Origin of the sequence: Streptomyces sp. NPDC007157 (assembly GCF_040634235.1) — a bacterium.
GTDB lineage: Bacteria > Actinomycetota > Actinomycetes > Streptomycetales > Streptomycetaceae > Streptomyces.
Genome location: NZ_JBEYFE010000005.1, coordinates 232,962 through 259,526, shown reverse-complemented (window position 1 = coordinate 259,526; position 26,565 = coordinate 232,962). Strand labels below are relative to the sequence as shown.

Annotated in this window: 20 protein-coding genes and 1 tRNA gene; 10 read left to right on the top strand and 11 right to left on the bottom strand. The window is 68.9% G+C overall.

Annotated features, from left to right (window positions below; translation table 11 throughout):
• Positions 1 to 68: 68 nt before the first annotated feature.
• The 8 genes from ABZ642_RS11375 to rpmH all read right to left on the bottom strand — a co-directional run bounded on the left by ABZ642_RS11375 (position 69) and on the right by rpmH (position 6,104).
• Positions 69 to 1,181 (bottom strand): ParB/RepB/Spo0J family partition protein, encoded by a 1,113-nt coding sequence (locus ABZ642_RS11375; protein WP_360480794.1) that lies wholly within the window; start codon positions 1,179 to 1,181, stop codon positions 69 to 71.
• On the bottom strand, positions 1,178 to 2,251 hold the full coding sequence (locus tag ABZ642_RS11370) for a ParA family protein (protein WP_360481311.1): 1,074 nt from the start codon (positions 2,249 to 2,251) through the stop codon (positions 1,178 to 1,180). Before ABZ642_RS11370 ends, ABZ642_RS11375 begins: the two co-directional genes overlap by 4 nt.
• Before the next feature lie 298 nt (positions 2,252 to 2,549).
• Positions 2,550 to 3,266, bottom strand: a complete 717-nt coding sequence (rsmG, locus tag ABZ642_RS11365; RefSeq protein WP_360480792.1) for a 16S rRNA (guanine(527)-N(7))-methyltransferase RsmG — start codon at positions 3,264 to 3,266, stop codon at positions 2,550 to 2,552.
• Between the two features lie 118 nt (positions 3,267 to 3,384).
• Positions 3,385 to 3,894 (bottom strand): R3H domain-containing nucleic acid-binding protein, encoded by a 510-nt coding sequence (locus ABZ642_RS11360; protein WP_360480789.1) that lies wholly within the window; start codon positions 3,892 to 3,894, stop codon positions 3,385 to 3,387.
• A 15-nt stretch (positions 3,895 to 3,909) separates the two neighbouring features.
• The gene (gene yidC, locus ABZ642_RS11355) at positions 3,910 to 5,208 is read right to left on the bottom strand and encodes a membrane protein insertase YidC (RefSeq protein ID WP_360480786.1); all 1,299 of its coding nucleotides are present in this window, start codon (positions 5,206 to 5,208) and stop codon (positions 3,910 to 3,912) included.
• Between the two features lie 3 nt (positions 5,209 to 5,211).
• Positions 5,212 to 5,577 (bottom strand): membrane protein insertion efficiency factor YidD, encoded by a 366-nt coding sequence (yidD, locus tag ABZ642_RS11350; protein ID WP_351316546.1) that lies wholly within the window; start codon positions 5,575 to 5,577, stop codon positions 5,212 to 5,214.
• The gene (gene rnpA, locus ABZ642_RS11345) at positions 5,574 to 5,945 is read right to left on the bottom strand and encodes a ribonuclease P protein component (protein WP_360480783.1); all 372 of its coding nucleotides are present in this window, start codon (positions 5,943 to 5,945) and stop codon (positions 5,574 to 5,576) included. The genes yidD and rnpA overlap by 4 nt, the downstream gene beginning before the upstream one ends.
• A 21-nt stretch (positions 5,946 to 5,966) precedes the next feature.
• Positions 5,967 to 6,104: a 50S ribosomal protein L34 gene (gene rpmH, locus ABZ642_RS11340; protein WP_360480780.1), complete on the bottom strand. Its 138-nt coding sequence runs from the start codon at positions 6,102 to 6,104 to the stop codon at positions 5,967 to 5,969.
• A gap of 373 nt (positions 6,105 to 6,477) precedes the next feature.
• Here rpmH and dnaA point away from each other — a divergent pair, with 373 nt between their 5' ends.
• The 9 genes from dnaA to ABZ642_RS11295 all read left to right on the top strand — a co-directional run bounded on the left by dnaA (position 6,478) and on the right by ABZ642_RS11295 (position 19,337).
• The gene (gene dnaA / locus ABZ642_RS11335; RefSeq protein ID WP_360480777.1) at positions 6,478 to 8,418 is read left to right on the top strand and encodes a chromosomal replication initiator protein DnaA; all 1,941 of its coding nucleotides are present in this window, start codon (positions 6,478 to 6,480) and stop codon (positions 8,416 to 8,418) included.
• 976 nt (positions 8,419 to 9,394) lie between these two features.
• Positions 9,395 to 10,525, top strand: a complete 1,131-nt coding sequence (gene dnaN, locus ABZ642_RS11330) for a DNA polymerase III subunit beta (protein ID WP_351695869.1) — start codon at positions 9,395 to 9,397, stop codon at positions 10,523 to 10,525.
• Positions 10,526 to 10,702: 177 nt separating this feature from the next.
• Positions 10,703 to 11,578, top strand: a complete 876-nt coding sequence (gnd, locus tag ABZ642_RS11325) for a phosphogluconate dehydrogenase (NAD(+)-dependent, decarboxylating) (protein WP_360480774.1) — start codon at positions 10,703 to 10,705, stop codon at positions 11,576 to 11,578.
• A 40-nt stretch (positions 11,579 to 11,618) separates the two neighbouring features.
• Entirely contained in the window at positions 11,619 to 12,740 is a 1,122-nt protein-coding gene (recF, locus tag ABZ642_RS11320) for a DNA replication/repair protein RecF (RefSeq protein ID WP_360480771.1), read from the top strand.
• Positions 12,737 to 13,264, top strand: coding sequence for a DciA family protein (locus ABZ642_RS11315; protein ID WP_360480768.1), 528 nt, complete (start codon positions 12,737 to 12,739; stop codon positions 13,262 to 13,264). Before recF ends, ABZ642_RS11315 begins: the two co-directional genes overlap by 4 nt.
• Before the next feature lie 374 nt (positions 13,265 to 13,638).
• The gene (gyrB, locus tag ABZ642_RS11310; RefSeq protein WP_360480765.1) at positions 13,639 to 15,702 is read left to right on the top strand and encodes a DNA topoisomerase (ATP-hydrolyzing) subunit B; all 2,064 of its coding nucleotides are present in this window, start codon (positions 13,639 to 13,641) and stop codon (positions 15,700 to 15,702) included.
• 42 nt (positions 15,703 to 15,744) lie between these two features.
• Positions 15,745 to 18,348 (top strand): DNA gyrase subunit A, encoded by a 2,604-nt coding sequence (gene gyrA, locus ABZ642_RS11305; protein WP_360480762.1) that lies wholly within the window; start codon positions 15,745 to 15,747, stop codon positions 18,346 to 18,348.
• 18 nt (positions 18,349 to 18,366) lie between these two features.
• A complete protein-coding gene (locus ABZ642_RS11300) occupies positions 18,367 to 19,149 on the top strand; it encodes a DUF3566 domain-containing protein (protein ID WP_360480760.1) in 783 nt (260 codons plus the stop codon).
• Between the two features lie 111 nt (positions 19,150 to 19,260).
• Positions 19,261 to 19,337: transfer RNA gene (locus tag ABZ642_RS11295), tRNA-Ile, on the top strand.
• Positions 19,338 to 19,584: 247 nt separating this feature from the next.
• Here the strand turns inward: ABZ642_RS11295 and ABZ642_RS11290 are convergent.
• The 3 genes from ABZ642_RS11290 to ABZ642_RS11280 all read right to left on the bottom strand — a co-directional run bounded on the left by ABZ642_RS11290 (position 19,585) and on the right by ABZ642_RS11280 (position 25,162).
• Positions 19,585 to 23,622, bottom strand: a complete 4,038-nt coding sequence (locus ABZ642_RS11290) for a hypothetical protein (RefSeq protein WP_360481308.1) — start codon at positions 23,620 to 23,622, stop codon at positions 19,585 to 19,587.
• 443 nt (positions 23,623 to 24,065) lie between these two features.
• On the bottom strand, positions 24,066 to 24,542 hold the full coding sequence (locus tag ABZ642_RS11285) for a hypothetical protein (RefSeq protein WP_360480757.1): 477 nt from the start codon (positions 24,540 to 24,542) through the stop codon (positions 24,066 to 24,068).
• A gap of 170 nt (positions 24,543 to 24,712) precedes the next feature.
• Positions 24,713 to 25,162 (bottom strand): DoxX family protein, encoded by a 450-nt coding sequence (locus tag ABZ642_RS11280; RefSeq protein ID WP_360480754.1) that lies wholly within the window; start codon positions 25,160 to 25,162, stop codon positions 24,713 to 24,715.
• A gap of 183 nt (positions 25,163 to 25,345) precedes the next feature.
• Here ABZ642_RS11280 and ABZ642_RS11275 point away from each other — a divergent pair, with 183 nt between their 5' ends.
• Positions 25,346 to 26,557, top strand: coding sequence for an amidohydrolase family protein (locus tag ABZ642_RS11275; RefSeq protein ID WP_360480751.1), 1,212 nt, complete (start codon positions 25,346 to 25,348; stop codon positions 26,555 to 26,557).
• Positions 26,558 to 26,565 lie beyond the last annotated feature (8 nt).

Genomic DNA, 26,565 nt, shown 5'->3' with positions numbered 1-26,565 from the left:
CGCCTGAAAGCAAAGAGCGGATCGTGTTCCGGTACACATCGGACACGATCCGCTCTCCAATGACAGGGTCAGTCCTCGGACTCCTCAGGATCCGCGGAGTCGCCGTCGTGGATCCCCTGGTGGAGAACCGGCCCCTCGCCCGGGGCGAGCGTGCCGAGGATCCGCTCAAGGTCGTCCATCGAGGCGAACTCGACGGTGATCTTGCCCTTCTTCTGTCCCAGGTCGACCTTCACCCGCGTCTCGAACCGGTCCGAGAGCCGGGTGGCGAGGTCAGTCAGCGCCGGGGACACCCGGGTGCCCGCACGCGGTCCCTTGGCACGGGTCGCCGCCTGCGGCCGCGAGCCCATGAGGGTCACGATCTCCTCGACAGCCCGAACCGAAAGCCCCTCGGCCACGATCCGGTGGGCCAGCCGGTCCTGCTCCTCCGAGTCATCGACGGAGAGCAGCGCCCGGGCGTGTCCGGCCGACAGGACTCCGGCGGCGACCCTGCGCTGGACGGCCGGCGAGAGCTTCAGCAGCCGCAGGGTGTTGGAGACCTGCGGGCGGGAGCGCCCGATGCGGTCGGCCAGCTGGTCGTGGGTGCAGTTGAAGTCCTTCAGCAGCTGGTCGTAGGCGGCGGCCTCTTCCAGCGGGTTCAGCTGGGCGCGGTGGAGGTTCTCCAGCAGCGCGTCCAGGAGAAGCTTCTCGTCGTCCGTCGCCCGGACGATCGCCGGGATCGCATCCAGACCGGCCTCACGGCAGGCCCGCCAGCGGCGCTCGCCCATGATGAGCTCGTAGCGCGAGGGACCCAGCTGGCGTACGACGACGGGCTGGAGAAGGCCGACTTCCTGGATGGAGGTGACCAGCTCCTGCAGAGCGTCCTCGTCGAAGACCTCACGAGGCTGGCGCGGGTTCGGCGTGATGTCGTCGAGGGGGATCTCCGCGAAGTGGGCGCCCACCGGAGATGCCGGCGTCTCCGGAGCCACGCCGAAGACCGACGGCTCCTCGGTTTCATGTGAAACAGCCGGCAACGTCGTCACCTTGGCGGCGGCGACCCCACGGTCGGTCGTCAGCACCGGGACCGCTGCGGAGGACGGAGATCCCGTGCCGCCCACCGCCGCCTGGGCCGGGTTCTTCTCGGTCGGGGCAGCTGGGATCAGTGCGCCGAGACCACGACCCAGCCCCCTCCGTCGCTCGCTCACTGGATGCCCTCCACCATGCTCGGATTGCTCTGGGCGCCGATGTGGGCCTGCGTCGGGTCGTAGCTGACACCGAGGCCCTTCAGCGCGATTTCACGGGCCGCCTCAAGATAGGAGAGGGCACCGCTCGATCCAGGATCGTAGGTCAGTACCGTCTGCCCGTAACTCGGCGCCTCGGAGATACGGACCGAGCGGGGAATGCTCGTCCGCAGCACCTCGTCGCCGAAGTGGCTGCGCACCTCGTCCGCGACCTGGGAAGCGAGACGCGTCCGGCCGTCGTACATGGTGAGCAGGATGGTCGACACGTGCAGGGCGGGGTTGAGGTGCCCCCGCACCAGGTCGACATTGCGCAGCAGCTGACCGAGGCCCTCCAGGGCGTAGTACTCGCACTGGATCGGGATGAGCACCTCGGCGCCCGCGACCAGCGCGTTGACCGTCAGCAGGCCGAGCGAGGGCGGGCAGTCGATGAGGATGTAGTCCAACGGCTGTTCGTACGCCTGGATCGCCCGCTCGAGCCGACTCTCCCGTGCCACCAGGGACACCAGCTCGATCTCCGCACCGGCGAGATCGATCGTGGCGGGGGCACAGAAAAGGCCTTCGACGTCCACCACCGGCTGGACAACCTCGGCCAGTGGCTTGCTCTCGACCAACACGTCGTAGATGGACGGAACTTCGGCGTGGTGGTCAATACCCAGCGCAGTGGAGGCATTGCCCTGTGGGTCGAGGTCGATCACCAGAACGCGGGCACCGTGCAGGGCCAGCGATGCGGCAAGGTTGACGGTCGTCGTCGTCTTGCCCACACCGCCCTTCTGGTTGGCTACCACCATGACTCGGGTCTGCTCCGGACGTGGCAGACCTTCGCCCGCGCGGCCCAGAGCCTCCACCGCGAGTTGGGCAGCACGACCGATGGGAGTGTCGTCCATAGGAGGCGGTGTTTCACGTGAAACATCCGCCCCCATCGACTCGGTACGGGGACCGGGGACCGGATCGGTCATCGGTCCCGCGATGTTGGCGTCGGACCGCAAGGATTCACTCTCCTCGACTTCAGGCTCGCAATGAACAGAGCCTCCCATGCCTTCGGGGTCGTGAACCAGTGAGGCCTGGTGTTCTGTGGAGAAATCCACCTCTGTGGACAACTCCGTGCCCCGCAGGGAGGACGGAGCGTCACCGGAGGCCCCCTCTCTGAGGGAACCAAGGGGCTTTCGGTCGCGCGGTTCGGCCGCGGCGCGGCCCCGGCCGATAATGCCGTGCAACAGTGAGCGACGTTTCACGTGAAACACGATGCACAGCCAGCAGCACCGAAAAGCCGCGACACTCCGTCATGCGTAGGTTTGGCAGCTTGTGTGGAGTACGTCTGGTCGTCAGGACGGATCAGCGGCGCCTACGCGTCCGACCGGTACGAGCGGCCTTCGCTCGCTTCGCAGCGAAGCGCACACCGCCCGGGCTCTCCCCGACCTCCACCCGCACGACCGTGGACAGCGGATCCACCACACCCTCACCCACATGCAGGATGGACGTGGACACCGCACCGAGCTTGGTCAGGGCCGTGGCCGCTGCCTTCAGCTCCTCCTCCGCCGTGTCCCCCTTGAGGGCCAGCATTTCCCCGTAGGGACGCAGCAGCGGAATGCCCCAGGTGGCCAGCCGATCCAGCGGGGCCACGGCACGCGCCGTCACCACATGCACCGGAGACAGCTTGCCCATGACCTCCTCGGCGCGGCCGCGCACGACGGTCACATGGTTCAGGCCGAGCAGTTCCACGACCTCGGTCAGGAAGTTGGTGCGCCGCAGCAACGGCTCCAGCAGCGTGATGTTGAGGTCCTCCCGGACCAGCGCCAGCGGAATACCCGGCAGACCGGCTCCGGAGCCGACATCGCACACCGTCACCCCTTCGGGGACGGCCTCGGAGAGCACCGCGCAGTTCAGCAGGTGCCGCTCCCACAGGCGGGGCACCTCCCGTGGGCCGATCAGACCACGCTGCACGCCTGCCTCGGCGAGCAGCTCCGCATAGCGGACCGCATCGGCGAAGCGCTCGCCGAACACTTCCCGCGCCTGCTCAGGCGCCGGGGGGAGCTCCGCAGCCTCCGTCACGGGGACCGTCCTTCCGTACAGCGCCGGCGCTCCACGCACCGACCACCAAGAACTACCAGGCTGACAAAGTTCGGCCCCGCCTGCTCAACAGACGGGGCCGGTAAAACGGGGAAACCGGTCAGGCGGGCAGCACGACGACGAACCGCTGCGGCTCCTCGCCCTCCGACTCGCTACGCAGCCCGGCGGACTTGACCGCGTCGTGCACGACCTTGCGCTCGAACGGGCTCATCGGCTTGAGCTTGACGGGCTCGCCCGTGCTCTTCACCTCGGCCGCGGCCTTGGCGCCCAGCTCGGAGAGCTCGGCACGCTTCTGGGCGCGGTAGCCCCCGATGTCGAGCATCAGCCGACTGCGGTCACCGGTCTCCCGGTGCACGGCCAGGCGGGTCAGCTCCTGGAGCGCCTCCAGCACCTCGCCGTCACGGCCGACCAGCTTCTGCAGGTCGCGGCCGCCCGCGTCGCTGATGATCGACACGGAGGCGCGGTCGGCCTCGACATCCATGTCGATGTCGCCGTCGAGGTCGGCGATGTCCAGCAGACCCTCGAGGTAGTCCGCCGCGATCTCGCCCTCCTGCTCCAGGCGGGTCAGGGTGTCTGCACCCTCGGCAGCGGAGGTGGTGCCTTCCGTCACGGGATGGGCTCCTTCTTACTTCTTGGACGGGGACTTGGGGCGCTGCGGACCGCCCTTGCGCTGCCCGGACTGGGCCCTGCTGCGGCCGTTGGAACCGCCCTTCGGGGGCTGCTGGGCGGCCGGCTTGGCGTCCTGCGGCTCGTCGGATTTCTCCAGCGAGGTCGTCGGCTCCGAGGAGTCCTCCTTCTCGGCACCGACCGTCGACTCACCGGTCGCCTTCGCGCTGCCGGACTGGCGCTGGGCCTTGGTCTGGCGCTTGGGCTGCTGGCGCTTGGCGGCAGCGGTGGTAGCCACGCCGTCCTCGGACTCCGCGGCGGCCTGAGCCTCGCCCTTCACCACGGCGCCGTCGGTCTGGGCCACGAGGCCCGCCTTGGTCAGCCCGTTGATGAACTTGCGCTCGAACTCGTTACGGTCCCGGCCCTTGGCGACGATCGCCTTGATGATGGTGCGCTCGCTGCGCTTGCTGGCCTTGCCGTGGTGCGTGACGTGCTTGGTCAGGCGCTCCAGGTAGGCGGCCTGGGCCTTGGAACCCGGGGTCGGGTTGTTGCGGATGACGTACATCTGCTGGCCCATGGTCCACACGTTCGTGGTCAGCCAGTAGACAAGGACACCGACCGGGAAGTTGATGCCGAAGACGGCGAACATGACCGGGAAGACGTACATCAGCATCTTCTGCTGCTGCATGAACGGCGTCTTCACCGTGGTGTCGACGTTCTTCGTCATCAGCTGGCGCTGCGTGTAGAACTGCGACGCGGACATCAGGACGATCATGATCGCGGTGACGACCCGGACGTCGGTCAGGGAGGCGCCGAGCGCCTCCACCTTCGACGACCCGTCCGTGAACTTCGCGGCGAGCGGAGCACCGAAGATGTGCGCCTTACGAGCGCTGGCGAGCAGCGAGTCGTTGATGACGCCGATCGTCGAGCCCGTCGCGATGCCGTTGAGCACGTGGTACAGGGCGAAGAAGAACGGCGACTGCGCGAGGATGGGAAGGCACGAGGAGAGCGGGTTGGTACCCGACTCCTTGTACAGCTTCATCATCTCTTCGGACTGACGCTGCTTGTCGTTCTTGTAGCGCTCCTGGATCTTCTTCATCTCGGGCTGCAGCGTCTGCATGGCCCGGGTCGCCTTGATCTGCTTCACGAAGAGCGGGATCAGGCAGATGCGGATCAGGATCACCAGAGACACGATGGACAAGCCCCAGGCCCACCCCGTGTCGGGACCGAAGACCTTCCCGTACACCGAGTGGAACTGGACGATGACCCATGAAACGGGTGTCGTGATGAAGCTGAAGAGGCTGGCAATCGTGTCCACTAATCATGCTCCTTGGGCATGGGACGAAGTCTCTGCGGCCGGGCTCGAAGGAAGCTCGGGAGCAAGCTTCTCCTCGGTGGCCGGTTCGGCGGCGGAGGGCCCGCCCTTGCGTGCACGCCAGGCGTCACGCAGCATTTCGTGCCACCGCGGTCGCTTACGCGGAGGAACATGATCCACACCGCCGAGCGACCACGGATTGCACCGCAGGATGCGCCAGGCAGTGAGTGCCGTCCCCTTGATCGCACCGTGCCGGTCAATGGCTGTGTAGCCGTAGTGAGAGCACGACGGGTAGTACTTGCACACCGGCCCCAGCAATGGACTGATCGTCCACTGGTACAGCTTGATCAGAGCCAGCAGTGGGTACTTCATCGCGCGCCCCCTCCCAGTAGCCGCTCGATGGCGGCGTCCAGGTCTCGGGCCAGCTGTTCATGGTCGGCGTCGCCCGCTCCGGGCAGCGCTCGTACGACTACCAGGCTACCGGGGGGGAACAGGGCGACTCGGTCACGCATCAGGTGACGCAGTCTGCGCTTGACTTTGTTGCGCACGACCGCGCCACCCACTGCTTTGCTCACGACGAAACCCGCACGCGTCGAGGGAGCGCTCTCCCCAGGCGCGTGCGGGTCCGTGGCACCGCTACGAAGGTGGACGACGAGGAACGGGCGGCCGGCCCGGCGACCTCGTCGTACCGCGGTCGCGAAGTCCTCGCGCCGCCTCAGCCGATGCTCGGTAGGCAGCACGACGTCATGACCTGATCAGGATCAGGCGGACAGGCTGGCGCGACCCTTGCTGCGGCGGTTCGACAGAATCGCGCGGCCGGCACGGGTGCGCATCCGCAGGCGGAAGCCGTGGGTCTTGGCGCGACGACGGTTGTTCGGCTGGAAGGTGCGCTTGCTCACTCGGGGGCTCCAGAAATCAAATCGGTGTGGCGGGTGCCGTCCTGGCTGTCACCGTGCGCCCACGAGTAGCTCGCATCACGCCCGAGTGCACCGCTTCCCGATCACCTTCAGCGATCTGTGCCCATCGGAGGCAGGCGGCAGCAGCCATCGACAACTCGACCTGGTTACGGTACGCGGGGCTACGCCATTCGGTCAAACCAGCAGTGACCGAGAGACACTATCCACAGGCTGGGGACAACAACTTGAACCGCACCCGCCACGCTGACTACCGTGGCTGAACTCCGATTCGTTCCTTTATCCCCGCCCGACCCGATATTCATCCCAACCCGTCCCCGAACCACACGTTCGTGGGACCTGTGAGAGAGCGTGCCCTGTGGCTGACGTACCTGCCGATCTTGCCGCAGTGTGGCCACGAGTACTGGAGCAGCTCCTCGGTGAGGGCCGCGGTCAGGGTGTGGAGGGCAAGGACGAACACTGGATCCGGCGCTGCCAGCCGCTTGCGCTGGTCGCGGACACCGCCCTGCTCGCCGTACCGAACGAATTCGCGAAGAACGTACTGGAGGGCCGTCTCGCCCCCATCGTCAGCGAGACGCTGAGCCGTGAGTGCGGGCGCCCGATCCGGATCGCGATCACCGTGGACGAGTCCGCGGGCGAACCCCCGACCCCGCCGGCGCCCCCCGTGCAGCCCCAGCGCTACGAGGAGCCCGAGCTCCCCTCGCCGCAGTACGAGGGCGGATACGGCCGGCACCGCGCCGACCATCCGCCCGAGCAGGGCGGCCGCGACCAGCTGCCGCCGTCGCGCGCCGATCAGCTTCCCACCGCCCGTCCGGCCTACCCCTCCGAGTACCAGCGCCCCGAACCCGGCGCCTGGCCACGCCCGGGGCAGGACGAGTACGGCTGGCAGCAGCCGCGGCTCGGCTTCCCCGAGCGCGACCCCTACGCCTCGCCGCCGCAGGACTCCTACCGCTCGGACGGTTACGGCGACTCCTACTCCCAGGAGTACCGGCCCCAGCAGCCGATGGACCGGCCGTCGTACGAGCAGCAGCGCACGGAGTACGAACCGCAGCGCCCCGAGTACGACCGTCCCGAATACGAACGGTCCGACTACGACCGTGGCGACTACGACCAGCGGGACTCCGGCCGCCGCGAGCGGTCCGAGCCGCCGGGCGGGCCGGGCCAGGGCCGCCGGGGCGGTCCGGGACGCCCAGACCTGCCGTCCGCCCCCGGCGCGCCCGGACCGCTGGGCGCCAAGCCCGCACCGGCGTCGGGTCCCGGCGAACCGACCGCCCGCCTCAACCCCAAGTACCTCTTCGACACCTTCGTCATCGGCGCGTCCAACCGCTTCGCGCACGCGGCCGCGGTCGCCGTCGCCGAGGCGCCCGCCAAGGCCTACAACCCCCTTTTCATCTACGGGGAGTCGGGGCTCGGCAAGACGCACCTGCTGCATGCGATCGGGCACTACGCGCGGAGCCTCTACCCCGGCACGCGCGTGCGCTACGTGAGCTCGGAGGAGTTCACCAACGAGTTCATCAACTCGATCCGCGACGGCAAGGGCGACAGCTTCCGCAAGCGGTACCGCGAGATGGACATCCTGCTCGTCGACGACATCCAGTTCCTCGCGGACAAGGAGTCGACGCAGGAGGAGTTCTTCCACACCTTCAACACGCTCCACAACGCGAACAAGCAGATCGTGCTGTCCAGTGACCGGCCGCCCAGGCAGCTGGTGACGCTGGAGGACAGGCTGAGGAACCGTTTCGAGTGGGGCCTGACCACCGATGTCCAGCCGCCGGAACTGGAGACGCGCATCGCGATCCTCCGCAAGAAGGCGGTCCAGGAGCAGCTCAACGCACCGCCGGAGGTGCTGGAGTTCATCGCCTCCCGGATCTCGCGCAACATCCGTGAGCTGGAGGGCGCGCTGATCCGGGTGACGGCGTTCGCGTCGCTCAACCGGCAGCCGGTGGACCTGGGGCTGACGGAGATCGTCCTCAAGGACCTGATCCCCGGCGGCCAGGACGCGACGCCGGAGATCAGCGCGACGGCGATCATGGCGGCGACCGCGGACTACTTCGGGCTCACGGTCGAGGACCTATGCGGCAGCTCGCGCGGCCGCCAGCTGGTCACCGCGCGGCAGATCGCCATGTACCTGTGCCGAGAGCTCACGGACCTGTCACTGCCGAAGATCGGGGCACAGTTCGGCAACCGGGACCACACGACCGTGATGCACGCCGACCGGAAGATCCGGGCGTTGATGGCGGAGCGGCGGTCGATCTACAACCAGGTGACGGAGCTGACGAACCGGATCAAGAACGGCTAGTCCTACGGCGTTCAGGGCGCCCTCGGGAGAGATCCCGGGGGCGCCTTTTGCCGTCCTGGGGTGGTTCGGCAGGGGTCCCCGCGGGTTTCGTCCGTGGTTGCTCACGGGCTCGTCCGTGGCAGCTCACGCAGTTCTCCGCGCCTCTGACGGGGCGCGTCCACCGAGCGGCGCCACGAAGGTGCGCCCCTCAGCTGTTCGATTACCGGCCCGGTTACGGGCGTCCTCCACAGATTTGCCGACTTTCTTGCGTCCACACCCTGGGGACTGTGAAGTTGTCCCGAACGTCGTCCACAGGCCGGCCGATGAAAGAGCATCGGGGCAGCTCAGGTGGCTGTGGAATCGTGGACGACGGATCTCCACAGACTGTGGACGAGGAAGTGATCCACAGGCTGTGCATGAAGTTGTCCACCGCTACCCCACAGGCTGAGGGGTGGTTGTCCCCAGCGATTCCTGACTTCTCCACACGGCTGTCCACTGTTCGGCAACGTGACGCGCCTGCTCACCGTGTCGAGTGAAAGGCGTCACACGAAGCTGCCAGGTTGGCCTGTGGGAAAGGTGGGTAAAGCTGGGGACGGCGCTGGGGAGAAGTCCCCTCAGGCTGTGCACGGTGTGTGCAGAACTTTCCGTTCTCCACAGAGACACCTGGTTGTCCACCGGCTTCACCCACAGGGGCAGTGGACAAAATCTGGCCTCTGAGCTGGGAAAACGGGGTTATCCACGGTATCCACAGCCCCTACTACTACTCCCAACTAGAGAGAGCTGGGAATCCGTTTCGAAGAGGGCCCTGTGCACAACTCGCTCTTCGGCCTTTGACCGCGCCTCGTCACGACTTGACCTCGAGGGGCACCAGCTGTCAGTGCGGTGCGTCAGACTGGTCCCCGGTGTTCTTCCCCTCCCAGGGACCGACGACACCGAGTCAGACGACGAAGACGCAGCAGGGCGAGAAGCCCCGGCAACAGCAGGAGGCGGGCTTACGGTGAAGATCCGGGTGGAACGCGACGTACTCGCGGAGGCAGTGGCCTGGGCGGCACGCAGCCTCCCGGCCCGTCCGCCGGCGCCGGTCCTCGCAGGCCTGCTGCTGAAGGCCGAGGACGGCCAGCTGAGCCTGTCCAGCTTCGACTACGAGGTCTCCGCGCGGGTCAGCGTCGAGACCGAGGTCGAGGAGGAGGGCACGGTCCTGGTCTCCGGCCGGCTGCTCGCCGACATCTGCCGAGCCCTGCCCAACCGGCCGGTGGAGATTTCCACAGACGGTGTACGCGCGACGGTGGTCTGTGGATCGTCCCGGTTCACGCTGCACACGCTGCCGGTGGAGGAGTACCCGTCCCTGCCGCAGATGCCGAACGCGACGGGCACGGTCCCCGGCGAGGTCTTCGCCTCCGCCGTCTCCCAGGTGGCCATCGCCGCCGGGCGTGACGACACGCTGCCGGTGCTGACCGGTGTGCGCATCGAGATCGAGGGCGACACGGTCACCCTGGCCTCCACCGACCGGTACCGCTTCGCGGTCCGTGAGTTCCTGTGGAAGCCGGAGAACCCCGAGGCGTCCGCGGTGGCCCTGGTGCCCGCCAAGACGCTCCTGGACACCGCCAAGGCCCTCACGAGCGGCGACAGCGTGATCCTGGCGCTGTCCGGCTCGGGTGCGGGCGAGGGGCTCATCGGTTTCGAGGGCGCGGGCCGGCGGACGACCACGCGGCTGCTCGAGGGCGACCTGCCGAAGTACCGCTCGCTGTTCCCGACCGAGTTCAACTCCGTCGCCGTGATCGAGACCGCCCCCTTCGTGGAGGCCGTCAAGCGTGTCGCCCTGGTGGCCGAGCGGAACACCCCGGTGCGGCTCAGCTTCGAGCAGGGCGTGCTGATCCTGGAGGCCGGCTCCAGCGACGACGCACAGGCTGTGGAGAGGGTCGACGCGCAGCTGGAGGGCGACGACGTCTCGATCGCCTTCAACCCGACCTTCCTGCTGGACGGCCTGAGCGCGATCGACTCTCCGGTGGCCCAGCTGTCGTTCACGACGTCCACCAAGCCGGCGCTGCTGAGCGGGAAGCCGGCGCTCGACGCGGAGGCGGACGAGGCGTACAAGTACCTGATCATGCCGGTGCGGCTGAGCGGCTGACGTTGTCCACAGCTGTGCACAGTGCCGCCGCCTCCCTGTGGGTGGCGGGCGCTGTGCACGGGCGGGTTTCCCCAGGTGAGCGGCTGGGCCCACAACTGTGCACAAAGGGTCGCGATTAGGCTCGGGCGCGGCACGAAGGTGCCTCTCCTGCCACACCGCAACCTAAGGAACCAACTGATGGAGCTCGGTCTCGTCGGCCTCGGCAAGATGGGAGGCAACATGCGCGAGCGGATCCGCCGCGCTGGCCACACCGTCGTCGGATACGACCGCAACCCGGACCTCGCCGACGTCCACAGCCTGCAAGAGCTTGTGGGCAAGCTCAGCGGGCCCCGTGTGGTGTGGGTGATGGTCCCGGCCGGGGCGCCGACCCAGTCCACGATCGACGAGCTGGCCGAACTGCTGGAGCCCGGTGACGTGGTCGTCGACGGCGGCAACTCCCGCTGGACGGACGACGAGAGGCACGCCGAGGAGCTGGCCGCCAAGGGCGTCGGCTTCGTCGACTGCGGTGTCTCCGGCGGTGTCTGGGGCCTGGAGAACGGCTACGCGCTGATGTACGGCGGCGCTGTCGAGCACGTCGAGAAGGTGCGGCCGGTCTTCGACGCGCTCAAGCCGAAGGGTGACTTCGGTGCGGTGCACGCCGGCAAGGTGGGCGCGGGCCACTTCGCGAAGATGGTCCACAACGGCATCGAGTACGCGATGATGCAGGCCTACGCTGAAGGCTGGGAGCTGCTGGAGAAGGTCGACTCCGTCACGGACGTGCGCGAGGTCTTCCGCTCCTGGCAGGAAGGGACGGTCATCCGTTCCTGGCTGCTCGACCTCGCGGTGAACGCCCTCGACGGGGACGAGCACCTGGACCAGCTGAAGGGTTATGCACAGGACTCCGGCGAGGGCCGGTGGACTGTGGAGGCCGCGATAGACAACGCGGTGCCGCTGCCCGCGATCACCGCCTCGCTGTTCGCGCGGTTCGCCTCCCGTCAGGAGGACTCGCCGCAGATGAAGATGATCGCCGCGCTGCGCAACCAGTTCGGCGGCCACGCCGTAGAGGCGAAGTAGACACGAAGTAGCAGGTCACGGGGAGGTCGGCGAAACACCTATGCACGTCACGCATCTGTCGCTGGCCGACTTCCGCTCCTATGCCCGGGTCGAGGTTCCGCTCGACCCGGGCGTCACCGCCTTCGTCGGCCCGAACGGCCAGGGCAAGACCAACCTCGTCGAGGCCGTCGGCTATCTCGCCACTCTGGGCAGCCATCGGGTCGCCTCGGACGCGCCGCTGGTCCGGATGGGCGCCGAGCGGGCGGTCATCCGGGCGCAGGTGCGGCAGGGCGACCGGCAGCAGCTGGTCGAGCTGGAGCTCAACCCCGGCAAGTCCAATCGTGCCCGCATCAACAGGTCCTCGCAGGTCAGGCCGCGGGATGTGCTGGGGATCGTACGGACGGTGCTGTTCGCGCCGGAGGACCTCGCGCTGGTGAAGGGGGACCCGGGCGAGCGGCGTCGTTTCCTGGACGAGCTGATCACCGCGCGGTCGCCGCGGATGGCCGGTGTGCGCTCCGACTACGAGCGCGTCCTCAAGCAGCGGAACACCCTGTTGAAGTCCGCGGCCCTCGCCCGGCGGCACGGCGGCCGTTCGATGGATCTGTCCACGCTGGACGTGTGGGACCAGCACCTCGCGCGCGTGGGCGCCGAGCTGCTCGCCCAGCGGCTCGATCTGGTCGCCGCGATCCAGCCGCTCGCCGACAAGGCGTACGAGCAGCTGGCGCCGGGCGGTGGTCCGGTCGCGTTGGAGTACAAGCCGTCGGCGCCCGGCGAGGCGCATACCCGTGAGGATCTGTACAGCCAACTGATGGCGGCCCTGGCGGACGCCCGCAAGCAGGAGATCGAGCGGGGTGTCACGCTGGTCGGCCCGCACCGCGACGATCTCGTACTCAAGCTGGGGCAGCTGCCCGCCAAGGGGTACGCCTCGCACGGCGAGTCCTGGTCGTACGCGCTGGCGCTGCGCCTGGCCTCGTACGACCTGCTGCGTGCCGAGGGCAATGAGCCGGTGCTGGTGCTGGACGACGTGTTCGCCGAACTGGACGCGCGGCGCCGGGAGCGGCTGGCGGAGCTGGTCGCGCCCGGGGAGCAGGTGCTGGTCACCGCCGCTGTGGACGACGACGTGCCGCATCTCCTCACCGGTGTGCGGTACGCGGTGGCGGACGGGGCGGTGGAGCGCGCATGAGCACCGATGGACCCGCGCCCGAGAAGGAACCCTCCGGTGTCGATTTGGCGCGGGTGGCGCTGAGGGCGGCGAAAGAGGCGGCACGCGCGCGTGGCGACGCGGCGCAGCAGAGGAAGCAGGCGCGGCGCGGCGGGCTGCGCTCCGGCGCGCGCGCCGACGGCCGTGACCCCATGGCGCTGGGCTCCGCGATCAACCGGTTGATCACCGAGCGCGGCTGGGAGACGCCGGCCGCGGTCGGCGGGGTGATGGGCCGCTGGCCGCAGATCGTGGGCGAGGATCTCGCCAAGCACTGTGTGCCGGAGCGGTACGACGAGGACGAGCGGGTGCTGGTCGTGCAGTGCGACTCCACGGCCTGGGCGACCCAGCTGCGCCATCTCTCTCCGGCGCTGGTCGCACGGCTGAACGAGGATCTGGGGCACGGCAGCGTACGGATGATCAAGGTGCTCAATCCCGGCGGTCCGCCCCGGCGCTACGGCCCGCTGCGCGCCCCCGGAAGCACCGGTCCCGGCGACACCTACGGGTGACTTACGTCACGCGATGAGCCGAGCGTGGAGCCGTCGTACGGCCCCCTCGGCTGATCGTCGTACAACCGCACGCGGTTGCGAATCGCGATCTGACCCCGGAGTAGTCAAGGGTTGACAGCCGGAAGCGCTGAGTGCCTCCGTGAGCCTCTTGGAGCCCCCATCCGCATATCGGGAGTCGGCGGCGGCCGGTTCAGGGCGGCACATGCGGACTCAGGTACCGGCAAACCCCCATCACTGTCGGCGCTACCGGTAGACTGGGAGACAATCCCGCCCCGAACGTGGGGACCGTCCGGGAAAAGCTGAGCAACGCTGATCAAGGCTTACCAACGCAACATGCCGCAGCCGCTCCGGCAACCCGCCGACGAGCCCGGCTCGTGCTGTGCCAGAAAGGGCGCTTCGTGGCCGATTCCGGCAACCCCAACGAGAACATCCCGTCCACCGACGCCGGCGCGAACGGTGAGGTCACCGCCTCGTACGACGCGAGTGCCATCACCGTGCTCGAAGGGCTGGACGCGGTCCGCAAGCGACCCGGTATGTACATCGGCTCGACCGGTGAGCGTGGTCTGCACCACCTTGTGTACGAGGTCGTGGACAACTCCGTCGACGAGGCTCTGGCAGGCCACGCGGACACCATCGACGTGACGATCCTGGCCGACGGCGGCGTGCGTGTCGTGGACAACGGCCGCGGTATCCCCGTCGGCATCGTGGCGTCCGAGGGCAAGCCGGCCGTCGAGGTCGTGCTGACCGTGCTGCACGCGGGCGGCAAGTTCGGCGGCGGCGGTTACGCCGTCTCCGGCGGTCTGCACGGTGTGGGTGTGTCCGTCGTGAACGCGCTGTCGTCCAAGGTGTCCGTCGAGATCAGGACCGACGGTCACCGCTGGACGCAGGACTACAAGCTGGGCGTCCCGACGGCTCCGCTGGCGCAGCACGAGGAGACGGGCGAGACCGGCACCTCGGTCACGTTCTGGGCGGACCCGGACATCTTCGAGACCACCGAGTACTCCTTCGAGACGCTGTCGCGGCGCTTCCAGGAGATGGCCTTCCTCAACAAGGGCCTGACGATCCGGCTCACCGACGAGCGCGAGTCGGCGAAGGCCGTCGCCGGCGCCGACGAGGCGGGTGCGGACGAGAAGGCCGAGGTCAAGACCGTCACGTACCACTACGAGGGCGGCATCGTCGACTTCGTGAAGTACCTCAACTCCCGCAAGGGCGACGTGGTGCACCCGACGGTGATCGATCTGGAGGCCGAGGACCGGGACAAGAGCCTGTCCCTCGAGGTCGCCATGCAGTGGAACAGCGGCTACAGCGAGGGCGTGTACTCGTTCGCCAACATCATCCACACGCATGAGGGCGGCACTCACGAGGAGGGCTTCCGTGCGGCGCTGACCTCGTTGATCAACAAGTACGCGCGCGACAAGAAGCTGCTCCGCGAGAAGGACGACAACCTCACCGGTGACGACATCCGTGAGGGTCTGACCGCGATCATCTCGGTGAAGCTGAGCGAGCCGCAGTTCGAGGGGCAGACGAAGACCAAGCTGGGCAACACGGAGGCCAAGACCTTCGTGCAGAAGGCGGTCTACGAGCACCTGAACGACTGGCTGGACCGCAACCCGGTCGAGGCGGCGGACATCATCCGCAAGGGCATCCAGGCGGCCACCGCGCGCGTGGCGGCCCGCAAGGCCCGTGACCTCACCCGTCGCAAGGGTCTGCTCGAGTCGGCGTCGCTGCCGGGCAAGCTGTCCGACTGCCAGTCGAACGACCCGACCAAGTGCGAGATCTTCATCGTCGAGGGTGACTCCGCCGGCGGCTCGGCCAAGTCCGGCCGTAACCCGCAGTACCAGGCGATCCTCCCGATCCGGGGCAAGATCCTCAACGTCGAGAAGGCGCGGATCGACAAGATCCTGCAGAACCAGGAGATCCAGGCGCTGATCTCCGCGTTCGGTACGGGTGTGCACGAGGACTTCGACATCGAGAAGCTCCGCTATCACAAGATCATCCTGATGGCGGACGCCGACGTCGACGGCCAGCACATCAGCACGCTGCTGCTGACCTTCCTGTTCCGCTTCATGCGGCCGCTGGTCGAGGCCGGGCACGTGTACCTGTCCCGTCCGCCGCTGTACAAGATCAAGTGGGGCCGGGACGACACCGAGTACGCCTACTCGGACCGTGAGCGCGACGCGCTCCTGGAGATGGGCCGCCAGCGCGGCAAGCGCGTCCGCGAGGACTCGATCCAGCGCTTCAAGGGTCTCGGCGAGATGAACGCCGAGGAGCTGCGCATCACGACCATGGACCAGGAACACCGCGTCCTCGGCCAGGTCACGCTCGACGACGCCGCCCAGGCCGACGACCTGTTCTCGGTCCTGATGGGCGAGGACGTCGAGGCTCGCCGCGCGTTCATCCAGCGCAACGCCAAGGACGTCCGCTTCCTCGACATCTGAGTCGGTCTCAGCTGACCGCACAGGGAAGGATCTTCACCAGCAATGGCCGACGAGAACACTCCCGTCACCCCTGAAGAGGGCGGCGAACTCGCTATGCGTGTCGAGCCCGTGGGGCTCGAGACGGAGATGCAGCGCTCGTACCTGGACTACGCGATGTCCGTCATCGTGTCCCGTGCGCTGCCGGACGTCCGGGACGGTCTCAAGCCCGTCCACCGCCGGGTGCTGTACGCCATGTACGACGGCGGCTACCGCCCCGAGCGCGGCTTCTACAAGTGCGCGCGCGTGGTCGGCGACGTCATGGGCAACTACCACCCCCACGGTGACAGTTCGATCTACGACGCCCTGGTCCGCCTCGCCCAGCCCTGGTCGATGCGCATGCCGCTCGTCGACTCCAACGGCAACTTCGGCTCCCCGGGCAACGACCCGGCGGCCGCCATGCGGTACACCGAGTGCAAGCTCGCGCCGCTGTCGATGGAGATGGTCCGCGACATCGACGAGGAGACCGTCGACTTCACGGACAACTACGACGGCCGCTCCCAGGAGCCGACCGTCCTGCCCGCCCGTTTCCCGAACCTGCTGATCAACGGCTCCGCCGGCATCGCGGTCGGGATGGCGACCAACATCCCGCCGCACAACCTGCGCGAGGTCGCGGCCGGTGCCCAGTGGTACCTGGAGAACCCGGAGGCCTCGCACGAGGAGCTCCTGGACGCGCTGATCGAGCGGATCAAGGGCCCCGACTTCCCGACCGGTGCGCTGGTCGTCGGCCGCAAGGGCATCGAGGAGGCCTACCGCACGGGCCGCGGCTCGATCACCATGCGCGCGGTCGTCGAGGTCGAGGAGATCCAGAACCGCCAGTGCCTGGTGGTCACCGAGCTGCCGTACCAGACCAACCCCGACAACCTCGCGCAGAAGATCGCCGACCTGGTGAAGGACGGCAAGGTCGGCGGCATCGCGGACGTCCGGGACGAGACCTCCTCGCGCACCGGTCAGCGACTGGTCATCGTGCTGAAGCGGGACGCGGTCGCCAAGGTCGTCCTGAACAACCTCTACAAGCACACCGACCTGCAGACCAACTTCGGCGCGAACATGCTGGCGCTGGTCGACGGCGTGCCGCGCACGCTCTCCCTGGACGCGTTCATCCGGCACTGGGTGACGCACCAGATCGAGGTCATCGTCCGCCGTACGCGCTTCCGGCTGCGCAAGGCCGAGGAGCGGGCGCACATCCTGCGCGGTCTGCTGAAGGCGCTGGACGCGATCGACGAGGTCATCGCGCTGATCCGGGCCAGTGACACGGTCGAGATCGCGCGTACGGGCCTGATGGGGCTCCTGGAGATCGACGAGATCCAGGCCAACGCCATCCTGGAGATGCAGCTGCGCCGGCTGGCCGCCCTGGAGCGCCAGAAGATCATCCAGGAGCACGACGAGCTCCAGGCGAAGATCACCGAGTACAACGCCATCCTGGCCTCGCCGGTCCGCCAGCGCGGCATCGTCAGCGCCGAGCTGGCCGCGATCGTGGAGAAGTTCGGCGACGACCGCAAGACCATGCTGGTGCCCTACGACGGTGACATGTCCATCGAGGACCTGATCGCCGAGGAGGACATCGTCGTCACGGTCTCGCGCGGCGGGTACGTCAAGCGGACCAAGACCGTCGACTACCGGGCGCAGAAGCGCGGCGGCAAGGGCGTACGCGGTACGAAGCTGAAGGAAGACGACATCGTCGACCACTTCTTCGTCTCGACCACGCACCACTGGCTGCTGTTCTTCACCAACAAGGGCCGGGTGTACCGGGCCAAGGCGTACGAGCTGCCGGACGCGGGGCGTGACGCGCGCGGTCAGCACGTGGCGAACCTGCTGGCCTTCCAGCCGGACGAGGCGATCGCCGAGATCCTCGCCATCCGCGACTACGACGCGGCGCCCTACCTGGTGCTCGCCACCAAGGCCGGTCTGGTCAAGAAGACGCCTCTGAAGGATTACGATTCGCCCCGTTCCGGCGGTGTCATCGCGATCAACCTGCGGGAGCGCGAGGACGGTTCCGACGACGAACTGATCGGAGCCGAACTGGTCTCGGCGGACGACGATCTGCTTCTGATCAGCAAGAAGGCACAGTCGATCAGGTTCACCGCCTCCGACGACACTCTGCGCCCCATGGGCCGGGCCACCTCCGGTGTCAAGGGCATGAGTTTCCGTGAGAGCGATGAACTTCTGTCGATGAATGTTGTTCGACCCGGTACGTTCGTGTTCACTGCCACCGACGGGGGGTACGCGAAGCGGACCCGTGTCGACGAGTACCGCGTCCAGGGCCGTGGCGGCCTCGGCATCAAGGCCGCCAAGATCGTGGAGGACCGCGGTTCGCTCGTCGGCGCGCTGATCGTCGAGGAGAACGACGAGATCCTCGCCATCACCCTGTCCGGCGGTGTGATTCGTACGCGAGTCAGCGGGGTCAGGGAGACGGGCCGTGACACCATGGGCGTCCAACTGATCAACCTGGGCAAGCGCGATGCCGTGGTCGGCATCGCACGTAACGCCGAGGCCGGCAGCGAGGCGGAGGAAGTCGACGGTGAGGACACCGTGGACGACATCGCCGAGACCGTCGAGGGTGTCGAGACCAGCGGTACGGACGAGGGTGAGGCGCCCTCGGTCGAGTAGCACGAGGAGAGAGTCATCGTGAGCGGAGCCACGGGCGCCGGATCGGCCGGTACCTCCACGGGTACGGATGCGGACGGCGGCGGCCGTGGCTCCGCCGCGTCCGGCGGGGCCACCGAGGGCGGTGCGCAGCCGATGGACACGCACACCACCCAGCTGAAGGCGGTCAAGGCGCCCACGAAGACGTCCGCGCCGGACGCGCAGGGAACCCCGGGGGGAACCGTGACCGACACCCGAGGCCAGGCCGCGGCGGGCGCCCAGCCGGCGTCCGCGCAGCAGCCGAGCCCCTCCCCGCTGCCCGGGGAGCGGCGTCCGGAGCAGCCCGCCGGGCCCTACCACCCGCCGCAGGCCTACCCGGCGGCGCCGGCCGCCCAGGCGCCCACAGGGGCGGTACGACGGCCGCGTACCGGCGCCGGTACGCGCACCGCACCGCGCACCCGCAAGGCCCGGCTGCGGGTCGCCAAGGCCGATCCGTGGTCGGTGATGAAGGTCAGCTTCCTGCTCTCCATCGCGTTGGGCATCTGCTCGATCGTGGCGTCGGCGGTGCTGTGGATGGTCCTGGACGCGATGGGTGTGTTCTCGACGGTCGGCGGCACGATCTCGGAGGCCACCGGTTCGAACGAGTCGAACGGCTTCGACCTCCAGTCGTTCCTGTCCCTTCCGCACGTCCTGACGTTCACGGCGATCATCGCGGTCATCGACGTCGTCCTCGCGACGGCGCTGGCGACCCTCGGCGCGTTCATCTACAACCTCTCCGCGGGCTTCGTCGGCGGCATCGAGCTGACCTTGGCCGAGGACGAGTAACCGGAGTTCAAACCTCTCCTGAAGGTCCCCCGACAACCGATTTTGGGACTGCCCCCGTCGTGCGCTAATCTTCAGGAGTCAGCGCGCGGGACACACACCGCAGAGCGCGGCGGGGCTATAGCTCAGTTGGTTAGAGCGCATCCCTGATAAGGATGAGGCCACAGGTTCAAATCCTGTTAGCCCCACCAGCACGAAGGCCCCCGGTCCGGATGGATCGGGGGCCTTTGGCGTTGGCGGGGGCTCATGGCCGGCGGCCGGGGAGTTTCGCGTGCGGCTCCGGGTGTGAAAAGGCCCGGTCGCTGGCGACGGGGGATGCACCAGCGACCGGGCTATGGCCAGCCTAACAAGGTGGCCTGCGCGACGGGAGTCAACTTCTCAGCCGTCGTGAGCAGTTGTGATCGGGATCACTCAAAGACCGTCGTGTGGTGGGCCGGTTCAGTCGTCGCAGGGCGGGTCGTAGGCGAGGCGGGGGAGGTACTCCTGCCACTTCGCCGCGGTCAGTACGTGCCGGGTGACCGAGCAGATGCGGCTGACCGCCCGGTCGACGTCCAGGCTCCACAGCCGGACCGTGTCGGCGCCGCTGGAGACGCCCAGCATGTTGCTCTTCGGGCTGAAGGAGAGGAAGTTGCCCGTCTTGGCGTTGGGGCTCATGGACTGGCCGATGGGGTGGGCGGAGGACGGGGACGAGACGTTCCAGAGGCGGACCGTGTTGTCGTTGCCGCCGCTGGCCAGAGTCCTGCCGTTCCGGCTGAAGGTCAGGGACACCACCGCCTCGGTGTGACCGGTGAGGGCCGCGCCCAGCCGGGTCGCGCGGGCCGGATCGGAGACGTTCCAGAGGCGGACCGTGTCGTCGTCGCTGCCACTGGCCAGAGTCGTCCCGTCGGGGCTGTAGGCGAGGGTGTTGATGGGGCCCAGATGGCCCTTGAGGGGGCCGCCCAGGGCCTTGGCACGGGACCGGTCCGAGACGTCCCAGAGGCGCACAGTGCCGTCCGCGCTGCCGCTCGCCAGGGTCTTGCCGTCCGGGCTGAAGACCAGCGCGTTGACATAGCCGGTGTGGCCCTTGAGGGGCTCGCCGAGCTGCTTGGGGCGGGCCGGGTCCGTGATGTCCAGGAGCTGGACCGTGCGGTCGTCGTAGTCGGCGGCCACGGTGCGCCCGTCAGGGCTCAACGCCAGTGCCTCGGCGCCCGCGTACCGGGTGTTCAGCCGGACGGGCGCACCGTACTGGCTGGGGTGGGCCGGGTCGGAGATGTTCCACAGCTGCACCCAGTTGACGTTGTTCTCGCCGGTCATGATGACGAGAGTGCGGCCGTCGCGGGTGAAGACCATCGAGCGCAGGTCCCGCCACCCGGTCCGGAACGGCTCGCCGAGCGCCGTGGGCCGGGCCGGATCCGTGATGTTCCACAGCCGCATCCGGCTGTCGCCGCCACCGGTGGCCAGGACGCGGCCGTCCGGGCTGAACGCCCCTGCCTCGCCGATCATGTCCGATCCGGGGATCGACCACAGCCGTACCTTGCCGTCACCGCTGCCGGTGGCGAGGGTGTGCCCGTCGGGGCTCCAGCCGACGGCGTACATCTCCCCGCTGCTGCCGGCGAGCGGCTCGCCCACCTGGGAGGGGAAGGCCGGGTTGCCGACGTTCCACACACTGGCCGTGGAGTCCGCGCTGCCCGCGGCGAGCATCGAGCCGTCGGGGCTGAAGGCCACCGACCAGACGGGCCCTGTGTGCCCGGTGAGCGGCGCGCCGAGGGCCTTGGTGCGCGCCCGGTCGGTGACGTCCCACAGCCGTACGGTGTCGTCCGTGCTGCCGCTCGCCAGGGTGTGGCCGTCCGGGCTGAAGGCCACGGAGTGCACGGTCCCGGAGTGCCCGGTCAGCGGCGCCCCGACGCGCTCGGGCCGCCGGGGGTCGGAGACGTCGTACAGGAGGATCGCGTTGTCGTCGCCGCCGGTCGCGAGCGTGTGGCCGTCGGGGCTGAACGCGAGGGAGCGTACGGCTTCGGTGTGGCCGGTCAGGGTGCCGATCGACGTGGGGTGGCGCGTGTTGTGCACGTCCCACAGACGGACGGTGTGGTCCTCGTCGGCGCTGGCCAGGGTACGGCCGTCGGGGCTGAAGGCGACCAGGTAGATCGTGCCGTCGTGACCGCTCAGCGGGGTGCCCAGGGACTTCGGGTGGGCCGGGTCGGAGACGTTCCACAGGCGTACGGTGCCGTCGTCGCCGGCGCTGGCCAGGGTTTTGCCGTCCGGGCTGAAGACCGCGCTGGAGACCCAGCTCGTGTGGCCGTACAGCGGCTTGCCCAGCGCCTTGGGTCGGGTCGGGTCGCTGACGTCCCACAGGCGGACCGTGCGGTCGTAGGCGGCGGTGGCCAGCGTCTTGCCGTCGGGGCTGAAGGTGGTGAGGTAGACGGCTCCGGTGTGGCCGAGGAGCGGGGTGGCCAGCGGTGCGTTGACGATCGAGACCAGACGGTTGTTGGCGCCCTCGTCGTCCGGGCGCAGACCGTGTGCGACCAGGTCCAGCTGGGCGGAGAGTGCCGGGTCCGAGTACTGGAACCGGTCGGCCTCCGCGACCACCTGCTCGAACATCGCGTCGTCCCGCTGCTGCCGGGCGATCACCGCGGCGCCCGCGGCCAGCACCGCCAGGACGACCAGCGCCGACACGGCGGCCCTGCTGATCCACACCGTGCGCCGACGCAGCCGCACGGAGGCCGCCAGGAACTCCACCGCGCTGCGGGTCAGGAAGGTGTCGCCGGCCGACTTCGCCCAGGTGTGGGCCTGCTCCAGCCGCGAGCCCCGGTACAGCAGTGCGGAGTCGTGGTCGGACTCGTCCCAGGACCGGCCGTCCTCCTCCAGACGCTGGCGCAGCAGATTGCCGTTGCGGTCCTCGTCGAGCCACTCACGCAGCCGGGGCCAGGCGTGCAGCAGTGCTTCGTGGGTGATCTCCACGGTGTCCGCGTCCAGCGTCACCAGGCGGGCCCGGACCAGCGCTTCGAGCGACTCCTCCGTCTTGTTCGGGTCGGTGGACTCGGAGGCCAGCTGGCGCCGGGTGCCACGCCTGCGGGTGGCCTGGGTGTCCTCGCCCAGGCGGACCAGACGGAGCAGCAGCAGCCGGGCGGCGGTGCGGGCGGCCGGGTCCAGGCTGGACCAGGCACGTTCGGCGGTCGCGGCGACAGCACCCTGGATACCGCCGGCCGCCCGGTAGCCGGCCAGCGTCAGACGGCCCCCCTTCCGGCGCTGCCAGGTGGCGAGCAGGGCGTGCGAGAGCAGCGGGAGGACGCCGGCGTCATGGGCGCCCCGCGGGCCGTCGGCGCTCACCTCACGGGCGATCAGCTCGGCGAGGCCGGGCTCCAGTTCCAGTCCCACCGCCTTGGCGGGGGCGGTCACGGCCTCGCGCAGCTCGGCGGTGGTCAGCGGGCCGAGCACCATGTGCCGGTGCTGGAGCGCGTCGGCCAGCTCGGGGTAGGCCAGGCACTGCTCGTAGAAGTCGGCGCGGATGCCGAGGACGACCAGGGCAGGGGCAGGTCTGTCGGGGGCGGCGGAGGTGCTGACCGTGTGCAAAACCTGGACGAAGGTGCGCCGCTCCGCCTCGTCGGTGCAGAGGGTGAAGGTCTCCTCGAACTGGTCCACGATCACGACCGGACGTACCGGATCGGGTCCGGAGGGCCATGTTTCACGTGAAACATCCCCAGCCTCGCGCCCGGCCCAGGCCGTGACCGCTTCCCGTACGGCCCCTGGATCGTCCAGGTCAGTCAGACCGGCCAGCTCGGGTATGCGGCGGGTCAGTTCCTTGACGGGGTCCGCTCCCGGGATGAGCTGCAGGACCTCGTGCGGGCGGTCCTCCTCCTCGGCCAGGGCGCCGTTCTGCAGTGCGGTGACCACGCCGGCGTTCAGCAGCGAGGACTTTCCCGCCCCCGAGGCGCCGACCAGCATGACCAGACCGCCGCCCGCCTTTGCCGACCGGAGCTGGGCGACCAGAGCGTCGGTGCTGCGCTCGCGGCCGAAGAACCACCGGGCGTCCTCACGACGGTAGGAGGCCAGGCCCCGGTACGGGCAGACACTGTCGACCGGCGGTGGTGCGTCCGACTCCTCCGCCGCCTCCGGCACGGACAGTTCGCCGACCGGGTCGGCCACGGCCCGCTCCCACAGCTTCTGCCACTGGGGCAGGTCGTACAGGCCGGAGGAGACCGGCGTCGGCTGGGAACGCCGGGCCTGGGGGATGAGGACCTGGAGTACGGCGGAGAGGGCGACGAACTGCGCGGGTACGTTCTTCGCCCGCCGCCAGTCGCTGATCCGCTGGGCGGAGACCCGCACGGGCCGACCCCGCTCGTCGACACGATGCAGCCGGTCGACCGCCTCGGCGACGCGTTTGAGCGGAGGATTGCCGGCCTCCTTGTACAGCAACGCGAGACGTTCCGCGAAGGCTGTGCGTGCCCCTGCGTCGGGACCCAAGGCTCTCCACCCCTTACTTGCCCCGCTGCTGGACATCCGGACCGGAAAACTCACTTTATATGGCTGACCTGCGGCGAAGCCCTGGACCGGACGTCCTGGCCTCCTCAGAAGTGCACCTCAACTGGCAGGATTTCGCTGCAGCAAGGCGGTGGTCGGGCAGCGCCCGACGGGCCGACCAGCTCAGCGTCCGGAGAGACAGCGCACGGCACCGCATGTTCTCGGTCAGGTTCCACCGGCGATTACCCGCCGGAGTGGCGCGACGACGGCAACTGCTCTCTCCGACCGAGCGGGCCCTGCGGGGCCCGAGGCCACTCGTGCCGTTCGGCACCGGTCCCCACGTGGGGAGGGACCGGAGCCGAACGGCACGGGGGCACCGTTCATCGCGGGATTCCGTGACACCTGGAGCGACACGCCCAGGTCTCTTCGGCGCCGCGTCGCCGTGAGCCGCCGTGCCCCGGACTTGAGGCGCCCGCGCATCCTCAGCGCCGTATCCAGCCCGCCGTACGCGCCGCCTCGACCGCCTTCTCCTCCGCTTCGTCGGCCGCCGTGTTCAGCGCCATGTCCTGGCCCGCCGCGGTACCGGCGGCCGCCACGGCTGCCGCCCGGGACGCGGTGAGGGCGGCGCTCAGGGCCGCGGCTGCCTCTGGGCGGTCGTCCAGTGTCCCGGCCACCTGTGCGGCGAGCGCCGCGGTGGCGGCGGCGTTGCGGGCGCAGCGGGCGTCCGCCGCCGGGTCGGGTGCGGTGTCCGCGAGGGCGGCAAGGGACTGGGCCGACAGCCGGAGCGCGTTCGCGGCCCGGCCGACCGGGCTCGTCGGTACGGTCTGCGCCGCGTCGGGGGCGACGCCCGCGTGACGGCAGACGGCCTGTGCACGCGCGTACGCACGGTGCGCACGCGCGGAGTGCAGCTTTCTGAGCAACTCCGCCGAGGGACGCGACTCCGCCGAGGGACCGGTCATCTTCGCCTCCTTGCTGCCGGGCGCGCGCAGGCTGCCATGCCGGCCGCGAAGAGGCAATGGACGTGGCAAGGGCCTCGCCGGGCGCGCCGTGTGTGTCGGTCGGCTGCGGGCTCGTCGCGGCCGCGCCCGCAGTTCCCCCCGCCCCTTGGGGGCGCTCACGCGCCGTCGGGTCAGGTGAACAGTCCCAGCGCCGCGTCCAGGGACCAGGTCTGCCAGCACATGGCGAAGAGGCCGACCGCGGAGATCAGGGCCATCATCAGGTTCTGTCCCTGTTCCGCCCAGTCGTGGATCATGAGGGTCAGGTAGATCAGGTTGAGCAGGAACCCGGCCACCAGGGCGATCGGTGTGAGGAAGCCGAAGGCCAGGCCGAGGCCGAGGGCCAGCTCCGCGTACGCCACCACGTAGGCCATCAGCCGGGGACGTGGCGCGACGACGACGTCGAAGCCCCGTCGGACCACCGGCCAGCGGTGCTTCTCCGCGACACCGGCCGCCCACTGGATGCCCCCGCCGCCGAACCACTGCTTCTTGTCCTTGTGCCGCCAGCTCTCCAGCCACCACAGACCGAGCCCGATGCGGAGCACCGCGAACCACTCGGCACCGCTCAGCAAGGCTGATCGCATCCCGCACCCTCCCCGGATCCGTCATTCATCTGACGATCCGTCAGTTGAGCGGAAGGCGGCGCGAGTCGCAAGAGGTCCGGCGGCCCTTGCTGGCACCGGCTCCGGGGCCTAGCCTGAAAGCCGAACCGAAATCTGATGGGTCGTCAGTTAATCGGGCATCCAAGCAGGCAGCAGGGGGTAGGCATGGCAGAGAACGCGACCGGCACCCAGGATCTGCCCAGGGTCGTCAGCGTGGACGACCACGTGATCGAGCCCGCGCACCTCTTCGAGAGGTGGCTGCCGGGCAAGTACCGCGACAAGGGCCCCAAGCCCTTCACCGCCGGCATCGGCGAACTCGCCTACGTCGGCGGCAAGTACCGCTTCACCACCGACCCCGAGGGCCAGATCACCGACTGGTGGGAGTACGAGGGCCTGCTCTTCCCGTACAAGCGGATCATCGCGGCCGTCGGCTTCTCCCGGGACGAGATGACGCTCGACGGCATCACCCGGGAACAGATGCGGCGCGGCTGCTGGGACCCCAAGGCCCGCCTGGACGACATGGACATGAACCATGTGGAGGCCTCCCTCTGTTTCCCCACCTTCCCCCGCTTCTGCGGGCAGACCTTCGCCGAGGCCGACGACAAGGAGGTCGCGCTGGCCTGCGTCCGCGCCTACAACGACTGGATGGTCGAGGAGTGGTGCGGTGACAGCGGCGGCCGCCTGATCCCGCTGTGCCTGATCCCGCTGTGGGACATCGACCTGGCCGTCGCCGAGATCCGGCGCAACGCCGGGCGGGGCGTCCGCGCGGTCACCTTCAGCGAGATCCCCACGTATCTGGGTCTGCCGTCCATCCACACCGGCTACTGGGACCCGTTCTTCGCGGTCTGCGAGGAGACCGGGACGGTCGTCAACATGCACATCGGCAGCAGCTCCCAGATGCCCGCGGCCTCCCCCGACGCCCCGCCCGCCGTACAGGCGTCGCTGAGCTTCAACAACGCCATGGCCTCGATGATGGACTTCCTCTTCTCCGGGGTCCTGGTGCGGTTCCCCCGGCTCAAACTGGCGTACAGCGAGGGCCAGATGGGCTGGATCCCGTACGCCCTGGAACGCGCCGACGACGTCTGGGAGGAGCACCGCGCCTGGGGCGGGGTCAAGGACCTGATCCCGGAGCCCCCGTCGACGTACTACTACCGGCAGATCTTCTGCTGCTTCTTCCGCGACCGGCACGGCATCGAGGCGATCGAGACGGTCGGCGTGGACAACGCGACCTTCGAGACGGACTACCCGCACGTCGACTCGACCTGGCCGGACACCAAGCGGGTCGCCCAGGAACACGTGGGCGGGCTGGCGCCGGAGGTGGCCTACAAGCTGCTGCGCGGGAACGCGATCCGGATGCTGGAGCTGCCTTTCACGTAGCCCGGTTC